The organism is Nonomuraea sp. NPDC050383, assembly GCF_044459125.1.
Lineage (GTDB): Bacteria > Actinomycetota > Actinomycetes > Streptosporangiales > Streptosporangiaceae > Nonomuraea.
On record NZ_JBITIP010000006.1, the window covers coordinates 235,631 to 245,063 of the forward strand.

The 9,433-nt window shown below is 72.6% G+C and carries 7 protein-coding genes and 1 pseudogene; 4 read left to right on the plus strand and 4 right to left on the minus strand.

The window, feature by feature from the left end:
- Window positions 1–27: 27 nt before the first annotated feature.
- A complete protein-coding gene (locus ACIBG4_RS17825; RefSeq protein WP_397202667.1) occupies window positions 28–1,320 on the plus strand; it encodes a hydroxyacid-oxoacid transhydrogenase in 1,293 nt (430 codons plus the stop codon).
- Here ACIBG4_RS17825 and ACIBG4_RS17830 read toward each other — a convergent pair.
- A complete protein-coding gene (locus ACIBG4_RS17830) occupies window positions 1,295–1,612 on the minus strand; it encodes a hypothetical protein (protein ID WP_397202668.1) in 318 nt (105 codons plus the stop codon). The genes ACIBG4_RS17825 and ACIBG4_RS17830 overlap by 26 nt on opposite strands.
- 304 nt (window positions 1,613–1,916) lie before the next feature.
- On the opposite strand from ACIBG4_RS17830, the gene ACIBG4_RS17835 reads away from it, so the two are divergent.
- From ACIBG4_RS17835 to ACIBG4_RS17845, 3 genes are all read left to right on the plus strand, one after another.
- Window positions 1,917–2,783 carry an MEDS domain-containing protein gene (locus ACIBG4_RS17835; RefSeq protein ID WP_355453455.1) on the plus strand — a complete coding sequence of 289 codons (867 nt, stop codon included), beginning with the start codon at window positions 1,917–1,919 and terminating at the stop codon, window positions 2,781–2,783.
- Entirely contained in the window at window positions 2,773–3,684 is a 912-nt protein-coding gene (locus ACIBG4_RS17840; protein ID WP_397202669.1) for an ATP-binding protein, read from the plus strand. The genes ACIBG4_RS17835 and ACIBG4_RS17840 overlap by 11 nt, the downstream gene beginning before the upstream one ends.
- A 113-nt stretch (window positions 3,685–3,797) precedes the next feature.
- On the plus strand, window positions 3,798–5,747 hold the full coding sequence (locus ACIBG4_RS17845; RefSeq protein ID WP_397202670.1) for a hypothetical protein: 1,950 nt from the start codon (window positions 3,798–3,800) through the stop codon (window positions 5,745–5,747).
- Here the strand turns inward: ACIBG4_RS17845 and ACIBG4_RS17850 are convergent.
- The 3 genes and pseudogenes from ACIBG4_RS17850 to ACIBG4_RS17860 all read right to left on the minus strand — a co-directional run.
- Entirely contained in the window at window positions 5,729–7,750 is a 2,022-nt protein-coding gene (locus ACIBG4_RS17850; RefSeq protein WP_397202671.1) for a hypothetical protein, read from the minus strand. The two genes, ACIBG4_RS17845 and ACIBG4_RS17850, sit on opposite strands and share 19 nt — an antisense overlap.
- Window positions 7,751–7,937: 187 nt before the next feature.
- Window positions 7,938–9,086 carry a glycoside hydrolase family 18 protein gene (locus ACIBG4_RS17855; protein WP_397202797.1) on the minus strand — a complete coding sequence of 383 codons (1,149 nt, stop codon included), beginning with the start codon at window positions 9,084–9,086 and terminating at the stop codon, window positions 7,938–7,940.
- 66 nt (window positions 9,087–9,152) lie between these two features.
- Window positions 9,153–9,419 (minus strand): annotated as a pseudogene (locus ACIBG4_RS17860) (chitinase); the annotation flags it as partial.
- Between the last annotated feature and the right edge of the window lie 14 nt (window positions 9,420–9,433).

The window sequence follows — 9,433 nt, forward strand, 5'->3', positions numbered from 1 at the left end:
CGGCCGCCACGGGGGTAGGGAACCCGCATGACGACCACGCCTCCGGTCACCCCCGAGACCGTCTTCACCTACGGCGCGCCCCGGCTGAAGTTCGGCAACGGCGCCTCCGCCGAGCTCGGCTTCGACCTCGGCCAGTACGGCGACGTCCGGCGCGTCCTGATCGTCACCGATCAGGGCGTCGCCGCCACCGGCGCCCCGGGACGGATCGCCGAGCAGATCCGCCGCCACGGCATCGACGCCCGGATCTACGACCAGGTGCACGTCGAGCCGACCGACGCCAGCCTCGCCGCCGCCGTCGAGCACGCCCGCGCCGCGGGCCCCTGGGACGCGTTCGTCGCCGTCGGCGGCGGGTCGAGCATCGACACCGCCAAGGCGATCGACCTGATGCTCACCAACCCCGGCGAGCTGATGGACTACGTCAACGCCCCGGTCGGGCACGGCCGGGCACCGGACAACCCGCTCAAGCCGCTCGTCGCCGTACCCACGACCACCGGCACCGGCGCGGAGAGCACCACCATCTGCGTGCTCGACGTGCTGTCGCTCAAGGTCAAGACCGGCATCAGCCATGCCGCGCTGCGCCCCGCGCTCGCCGTCGTCGATCCCGACCTCACGCTGACCCAGCCCGCGGGGGTGACCGCCTCGGCCGGGATGGACATCCTCTGCCACGCGGTCGAGAGCTACACCGCCCGCTGGTACACCGGCAACGAGCGCAAACGTCCCGAGCAGCGGGTGCCCTACTGCGGCGCGAACCCGATCTCCGACATGTGGGCCGAGCAGGCCATGCGGCTGCTGGCGAGGTCGTTCCGGCGGGCCGTGCGCCACGGCGACGACACGGCGGCCCGCGGCGAGATGGCGCTGGCCGCCACGTTCGCCGGGATGGGCTTCGGCAACGCCGGCGTGCACCTCCCGCACGCCAACGCCTATCCCATCGCCGGGCGGGTCCGCGACTTCCACCCGAAGGACTACCCCGGCGACGAGCCGATGGTCCCGCACGGGATGTCGGTCGCGCTCACGGCGCCGGAGGCGTTCAGGTTCACCTTCCCGGCGGCGCCGGAACGCCATCTGCGCGCCGCCCGGCTGCTCGCCCCGGACAGGGAGGAGCCGGCCGAGGCGGCCGAGTTCCTGCCGAGCGTCCTGGTCGATCTCATGCGCGACGTCGGCGTCCCCAACGGGATCGGCGCCGTCGGCTTCGGCACGGGCGACATCGACGCCCTCGTCGAGGGGACGATGAGGCAGCAGCGCCTGCTCGCGACCGCTCCCGCGCCGGTGACCGAGGAGGACGTGGCGGGGATCTTCACGCGCTCCATCGAGCTGTGGTGACCCGGCCGGACGGGTCTCGTGGCGAGGATGACGCCCGATCCGTGGGACAGCTCCACCGCCACCAGCTCCGGATGGCCGAGGACGGCGCGCCGTACGCGGTGCTGCCGGGCCGCGAACTCGCCTGGTCGGTCCGGGCGATGACGTCCCCCTCCCCCACGACGGCGTCCGTCCGGTCGAGAGGGCACTGCCCGGCCAGGTGGGCCGTGCGGCCAGGCCCGGCGAGCGTCACGTGGCTGCAACCGGGAGTGGGGTGCGGGGACGCGGGGTTGAGGCGCTGGATCGGCTGGGTCACACGGTGATGGTGGCGGACGGGGCGTGTGCCGGGCCAGCGGTCATCCGCCGGAAGAGTCAAGGATGTACGTGTGCGTCCCCTCGTTGAGGGCACACGTGTAGCGGCCAGGGTGGCCATGAGGGTCCGGCGGGACGCCTCCGAACCGGCGGGAAGGCGAGCGCGGCTGTGAGGGGACGGGCGCCGCGCGCTCCGCGACGGTCACGACGAAACCGTCCCGAGGGGCGTACCGGTTGCAGCCGGTCACTACGCTGGGTGGTCCGGCGGTGTGTGGGGCGGCGGCGGCCGCGAGGGGACAGGTGGCGCGGTGACGGACGCGGAAGTGCAGATCACGGACCTCACGGTCAACGATCACGCCTGCCTCACCTTCGGCGAGCCGGAGGAGCTCCACGACCTGACCGCGGCGTTCGTGCGGGACGGGCTGAAGGGCGGGTTGCGGGTGGTGTGGCTGTGCGTGGAGCCGCAGGAGGCGCTGGCCGAGCTCGGCCAGCGCGGGATCTCCGTGCAGTCCGCCACCGCCAATGGCCGGATGGAGGTCCTGGCCTGCAAGGAGGGCCTGCTGTCGGGGCAGGCGTTCGCCGTGGAGCACGCCATGGGCTGGCTGCGCGACCAGATCGAGCAGACCGCGGACGAGGGCTACTCCGGGCTGCGGGTGGCGCTCGACATGGGGTGGGCGCTCCAGCCGGTCAGCGGGATCGAGCAGTTGCCGGCGTTCGAGGAGGAGATCGCCACCGCGCTGTCCGGCACCAGCGTCTCGGTGCTGTGCCAGTACGACCGCGACCGCTTCGACCCGGTCACCCTGGCGTCGGTGTCGCCGTTCCACACGCACTCGGTGGCCGCCGCCACGTACCACAACGACCCGTTGCTACGAATATGCCGCCAGTACGCGCCACCCGGCATCCGGCTGGCCGGGCAGATGGACCGGACCGCGGAGGACGCGCTGAGGATGGCGCTGACCGAGGCGATCAGGGGCGAAGGCGACATCACCGTCAACATGGCCGAGCTGGCGTTCATCGACCTCTCCAGCGCCCGAATGATCATGGAGGCGGCCAGGAGCGTGGCCCCCGATCGGAAGGTGGATCTGCGGTGCAGCCGTGCGACCGCGTCGAGGTTCGTGCTGCTGGGGGCCGGCGGCATTCCGGGGATCAGTCTGGTGACCGGTCATGGTCGATGACGAGTCCGTGAACCTGCCCCCGACCGCGAAAGGCGATCCGGACCTCATCCTCGACCAGTCGTTCGACGCCGACCTGCTGTACGCGCTGCGCGCCACGCTGGAGGCGCACGCCACGCACGCCGGCCTGCCCGACGGGCGGGCCATGGACCTGGTGATCACCGTGCACGAGCTGGCCACCAACGCGGTGGTCCACGGCGCGGGCACGGGCCGGGTGCGGATCTGGCGGATGGCCGGCGCGCTGCGGTGCGAGGTCAGCGACGCGGGACCGTCCCTGAGCACCCGCATCCCCCGGCCGGACGCGGACACCGAGTCCTTGCCGCACACCGGACAGGTGGGGAACGCCGGGGCCCTGCCGCAGGCACGGCAGGCGGGAGACGCCGCGCGTGAGGCGCGGACCCCCGTGCCCGACGCCGCCCGGTGGCCCGTCCAGCACGGGCACGGGCTGTGGATCGCCCGTTTCCTGCCCGACCGGTTCACGATCGGCTCCGGCCCGGAGGGCACCGTCGCGGTCGCCGACTTCGCCCTCCCCCCGGACGGGCACGACGCGCCGTTCGGCCTCAGCCGCCACGATCAGGGGTCGCACGTCCTGCTGGAGCTGTCCGGGTCGCTGGGCGACCAGGCCGCGCTGGAGCTCGCCACCGTGGTCCGCGACGTCGTCTCCGGTGAGCCGGAGCCGCGGCTGGTGATGGACCTGAGCGCGGTGACGTTCTGGGACGCGATGGGGGTCGCCGCCCTGATCACCGCGCAGCAGCAGGTGGACGGCGCCAAGGCCGGGACCATGGTGCTCACCGGCATCAGGCCGGACTTCCGGCGGCGCCTGGACGCGCTCAGCCCCGCGCCCCTGACGGTCCGCGACACTCCGGAGGAGGCCGCGCGCCTGTTCCGGTCCCCACCCCGGTAGCCCTCCCCCTCCCCCCGGTACCGCGTGCCGGATCGGCGTGGCGGCGGTCTTGCCATGGGCGGAGCTCAGGATTACGGTCAAGGCCGTTATGCAGCTCTAGCGAAGGTAGGCCCATGCGCTTACTCGTCGTCCTCCTCTTGACCGCCTGGTCCCTCACAGCTCCGGCCCAGGCCGAAACCGCCGCACCGCCAACGGGGTGCGGTTTCCAGAGCCTCGGCACCCTGCCGCTCACCGGCGCCACCACGGCGGGCACCGCCCTCGACGGCGACCGCCTCTACTCCGTCACCTCCAGCGCCTCCGGCCCCGCGATCCTGGCCATCAGGAACGCCGCCGACGCGAGCCTCGTCGCCGAGCGGCCGCTTCCCCTCGCGCTCGGCTCCTGGGCCGTCACCGTGGCCCCCGACCACTCCGTCTACGTGGGCGGCTACAACGCCACCGCCGGGGCCATGGGCAGGCTCTTCCGCTACGACCCCGCCACCGACGAGGTGCGCGAGCTGGGCATCGCCGTGCCGGGCGAGACGTTCGTCTGGACGGTCGCGGCCAGCCCGGACGGGACCGCCGTCTACGGCGGCACCTCGCCCAACGCCCGGCTGTTCCGCTACGACACGGCGACCGGCCGCATCGACGACCTCGGCAGCCCCGTTCCCGGCGAGCAGTACATCCGTGACCTCGCCATCGCCGGGGACGGCACCATCTACGCCGGCGTCGGCGCGCAGAGCATGAAGGTCGCCGTGCTGCGGCCCGACGGAACCCTCGTCAAGGTGATCGCCCCGCCGATCACGGGCAGCGGCTACGCCTACGACCTCGACGTCGTCGGCCGCCACCTTCTGGTCCGCTTCGGCACCACCACCGGCACCAACCCGATGGGCGTCTACGACCTGGCCGCGGGCACGTGGCGCGACGTCGTGGACGACATCGACAGCCTCACCGTGGGCGGTGGCCGGCACGGTCACCAGGTCTACCTGGTCCAGAGCGACGAGCTCGTCGCGTACGACCTCAGGACCAGGAAGATCACCAAGCTGGGCTTCACCGACCTCGGCGGCGGCGCCGCCAGGACCCTCGGCTGGAACGGCCGCACGCTCGTCGGCACCTCCTCCACCGGCCGCCTCTGGCACTACGACCGCCACAGCCGCCGCGGCAAGCTGTTCGAATCCACCCTGACCGGCCAGCCCGTCTCCATCAGGTCCATGGCCGTCGGCCCCGACGGGCGCGTCTACGCGGGCGGCTTCTTCACCGGCGGCCTGGCCGCGTACGACCCCGCCACCGGTCAATCCCAGTTCTGGCCCAACGTCGGCCAGAGCGAGGCCATCGTCACCCACAAGGGCAAGCTCTACCTGGGCGTCTACCCCGGCGCCCGCATCTACGAGTTCGACGGCACCGAGCCGAGGAAGCTGCTCGAACTCGCCGGCCAGGAGCAGGACCGGCCGTTCGCCATGGTGTCGGCGGGCGACTGGCTGGCGTTCGGCACCGTGCCCAAGGCCGGCTCGGTCGGCGGCGCGCTCGGCCTGCTCGACCCGGCCACCGGCAGGACCGTGATCAGGCGCAACCTCATCCCGGGCCAGAGCATCATCGCCCTCGCCTACCGCGACGGCGTCCTCTACGGCACCACGTCGGCGTTCGGCGCCACCGGCGTCCCGCAGGGCGACGCGGCGCACGCCTTCGCTTACGACATCGCCACCGACTCGCTCAGGTGGACGAGCACCCCCGTGGCCGGCGACCTGGCACTCGGCTCGATCACCTTCGACGGCGACGGCAGGCTGTGGGGGCTCAGCCCCGACGCGCTGTTCGAGCTCGATCCCGCCACCGGGCAGGCGCTGCGGACCGTGAAGCACCAGACCTACCCGTGGTCCACCGCGACCCAGGTCTGGCTCGACACCAACATCGAGCCGGGGCGCGACGGCCGGCTGTACGGCAAGGTGCAGGGCAAGGCGTACCGGATCGACCGGGGGACGATGGCGCTGACGCTCATCGCCCGCCCGATCTCGATCCTGCTCAAGGGCCCTGACGAGCACATGTACCTGTCACGCTTCGAGAACTTCTCCACCTACCGGCTCTGCGGCTGATATCTGAACAGCTTCGGCCCCTCGGCGAAGTAGACGACTCCGGACCTGTGCACCGCGAGGTGGTGCACAGGTCCCTCCTTCAGCACCGACCGCTTGCCCGTACGCGGATCGAGCGCGAACACCTGGGCGCCGGCGTGCGCGCCGTAGAGGCGGCGGTCCCGGGCGTTGAAGACCAGCGCGCCGGAGGACGACGCGCTGTCCGACAGCGTGACCCGGGAGACCACCTTGCGCGTGGCCACGTTCACGGCGAACACCTCGCCGCCCGCGATCCCCCACAGCCGGCCGCGGTCGTCGAAGGCGAGCGCGGGGACGGCGGGCTTGCCGGCCGCCGGGACCAGCTCCCACAGCAGCCTCTTCTCCCGCACCGACCAGGCGAACAGCTTGGCCTCCGGCTGGGTCGGCGGGGTGGCCGACTGGCCGCCGTAGATCGAGGTGCCGCCGTAGACGACGCCGTCGCGGTAGGCGAGCGAGACGATGCTCTGGTCCTCGACCACATGCCGCTGGGAGTAGGCCATCCGGCCCTCCCGCGGGTCCCAGAGGGCGAGCACGCCGCCGAGCTGCCCGAGGTCGGGCATCGTCCCGATCGCCACATACCGGCCCGCCGGGGTCAGCGCGCGCGGCCTGATCTGCTTGTCGGCGGCGAAGTCGAGCAGCCGAGCCGGGTTCGGCGTGGGCCCGGGCTCCGGACTGGGCGAGTACTCGGTGCTGTTCCACGGCAGGCTGGGGTCGTAGGCGTAGACCCTGGCTTCGGGATAGGCCCCGACGTAGAGCCTGCCGCCGTGCGCCGTCATGGCCTCGCTCTGGGAGAAGGTGTGGAACTCCTCCCGCTCCCCCGTGACCGGGTCGAGCGCCGCGAAACCACCGTTGAGGAAGCCGCCCACGTAGACGCGGCCGTCCGGGCCGTCCGCGATGGCCGTGATGTCGATCGGCTCGCCCTGGATGCCCGTCTGGACGAACGATCTGGCGCCGGTCTGCGGGTTGTAGCGGAACATCAGGCCGCGCCACAGCAGCCCGACGAGGCTCTTGCCGGGGTAGTCGGGCAGGCCCAGCTCGGCCCAGCCGATGCCGCGGGTGTTCGCGACCCGTCCGGTGAAGGGCATCCCCGTCGGGGTGACGGTACGGGTACGCGGGTCGTAGCCGACCAGCTCCCCGCCCTTCACGAAGTAGATCCGTCCTTGGTCGTCGGGCGGCGAGACGTCCAGGCCGTGGGCGGATTCGAGGGTGTCGGTCCAGGCACGAGCGGCGATGTCCCAGACGTGCAGGGGGCCGGGGAAGGCGCTGCCGTACCTGACGAAGAGGAAGCCGCCGGCGACGTTGACGTCGTAGGCCCACTTGTCCGTGACGTCCAGGCCGGGCGGAGTGGGCAGCTTCTCGGCCACGCCGGTGGCGGCGTCCACCTCGAAGACGGCGGCCGGATTCTCGGTGCCCGCGTAGATCTTGCCGTCGGCGTAGGAGACGCTCCGCACGTACGCGTGGGAGGCAGAGAGCTTGCCGTAGTCGCGGAAGCCGGTCGCCGGGTCGTAGCCGAACAGGCGGCCGCCCGGCGACGTGCCGCCGTACACGGTCGCGCCCTCGCCCGCCGCCACCGACCAGACGAAGTTCTCGGACGGGAGCGGGCGGCCGAGGTCGGCGACACCGCCCTCGCGGGTCCAGCGGTAGAGGCGGCCGTCGCCGTAGGTGCCGGCGTAGACGCTGCCGTCGGGGGTCGCGTCCACCGCCCAGGCCCCGGCGGCGCCCGGCAGGTCGAGCCGCGCCACCGCGGCGCCGGTGGCCGGGTCCACCGCGTTGAGGTGGGCGGGGGTGCCGGAGGAGGCTTCCCAGAGCACGGGGGTGCCGCCGGGGCCGGGAGCGACGGTGCCGCCGAGCAGCAGCACGTCCTGGAGCGGCACACCGAGATCGGCCGGGCCCGCTTCGGCGGCCGGGGTCGCGGTCGTGCCGCCCGCCGCCGAGGCGGGCGCGGGCGCCGCCGCCAGCAGTGCGATGACCGCCATGCCGGCAGCCATCGTTCGGGAGATTAGGGTCATGACCGAAATCTAGAAACACCGCCGCCATCGGGTCAATGGAGGGGTTTCGGGTAAGGCTGAAATCGTGACGCAGGGCCTGGAGGCGCAGGGCCTGGAGGCGCAGGGCCTGGAGGCGGAGGGCCGGTCCCGCGGGTGAGGCGGGACCGGCCCCGGAATCATCCGTGCGTCAGCCGAGGCCGTTGCGCATGGCCGTGATCAGCTCGCCGCCCGTGGTGTCGCCGCTGAGCTCCCAGAAGAACGCGCCGCCGAGGCCCTGGTCCTTCGCGTAGCCCATCTTGCCGCCGATGGTGCCCGGCGTGTCGTAGCTCCACCACTGCCCGCCGCAGTAGCCGTAAGCGGTCCCGGCCACCGTGCCGGTGGAGGGGCAGCGCGTCTTGAGCACCTTGTAGTCCTCGATGCCCTGCTCGTACGTGCCGGGCGCGGGGCCGGTGGCGGTGCCGCCGGGCGCGGCCTGCGTGACGCCGGTCCAGCCGCGGCCGTAGAAGCCGATGCCGAGCAGCAGCTTGCCGGCCGGGACGCCCTTGCTCTTGAGCTTCTGGACGGCGTTGTCCGAGTGGAAGCCGGCGATGGGGATGCCGGCGTAGGAGGTGAGCGGCGAGTGCGGGGCGGTCGGCCCCTGCGCCGCCCAGGCGCCGAAGTAGTCGTAGGTCATGACGTTGTACCAGTCGACGTACGGGGCGGCGCCGCCGTAGTCGGCCGCGTCGATCTTGCCGCCGGAGGTGCCGTCGGCGGTGATGGCCGCGGTGACGAGGTTGCCGGAGCCGAACCGGGAGCGCAGCGCCGACATCAGGTTCCGGAACGCGGCCGCGCCGCTGGCGTCGCAGCTGAGGCCGCAGGCGTTCGGGTACTCCCAGTCGATGTCGATGCCGTCGAACACGTCGGCCCAGCGCGGGTCCTCGACGAGCCGGTAGCAGGAGTCGGCGAACGCGGCGGGGTTGGCCGCGGCCTGGGTGAAGCCGCCCGACCAGGTCCAGCCGCCGAAGGAGAACAGCACCTTCAGGTTCGGGTACTTCTTCTTGAGCTTGCGGAGCTGGTTGAAGCTGCCGCGCAGGGCGCCGGCGTCCCAGGTGTCGGCGACGCCGTCCACGCTCTCGGCCGCGCTGTAGAACCGGTCGTAGTCGGCGTAGCTGTCGCCGATCGTGCACTGGCCGTTCTGCACGTTGCCGAACGCGTAGTTGAGGTGGGTGAGCTTGGCGGCCGAGCCGCTGGTGTCGATGTTCTTGACGTGGTAGCCGCGCTGGTAGACGCCCCACTGGACGAAGTAGCCGAGCAGCTTGTTGCCGCCGCCTCCGCCGCCCGTGGTGGTCGCGGTCACGGCGCCGCTCGCCGCCGAGACGTTGCCGGCCGCGTCACGCGCCCGCACCGTGTACGTGTACGCCGTGCTCGCACTGAGCCCCGAGTCCGTGTACGACGTCCCCGTCACGGTCGCCACCCGCGCACTCCCCCGGTACACGTCATACCCCGACACCCCGACGTTGTCCGTCGAGGCGCTCCACGCCAGCGACACACTGCTCGACGTCACCCCCGTCGAACGCAGACCCCCCGGCACGCTCGGCGCCTGCGTGTCGCCGCCTCCGCCGCCCGTGGTGGTCGCGGTCACGGCGCCGCTCGCCGCCGAGACGTTGCCGGCCGCGTCACGCGCCCGCACCGTGTACGTGTACG

Bases quoted from the DNA above. Each gene is read 5' to 3' on its own strand.
- ACIBG4_RS17825 (WP_397202667.1), top strand. From the start codon at position 28: ATGACGACCACGCCTCCGGTCACCCCCGAGACCGTCTTCACCTACGGC.
- ACIBG4_RS17840 (WP_397202669.1), top strand. From the start codon at position 2,773: ATGGTCGATGACGAGTCCGTGAACCTGCCCCCGACCGCGAAAGGCGAT.
- ACIBG4_RS17845 (WP_397202670.1), top strand. From the start codon at position 3,798: ATGCGCTTACTCGTCGTCCTCCTCTTGACCGCCTGGTCCCTCACAGCT.
- ACIBG4_RS17850 (WP_397202671.1), bottom strand. From the start codon at position 7,750: ATGGCTGCCGGCATGGCGGTCATCGCACTGCTGGCGGCGGCGCCCGCG.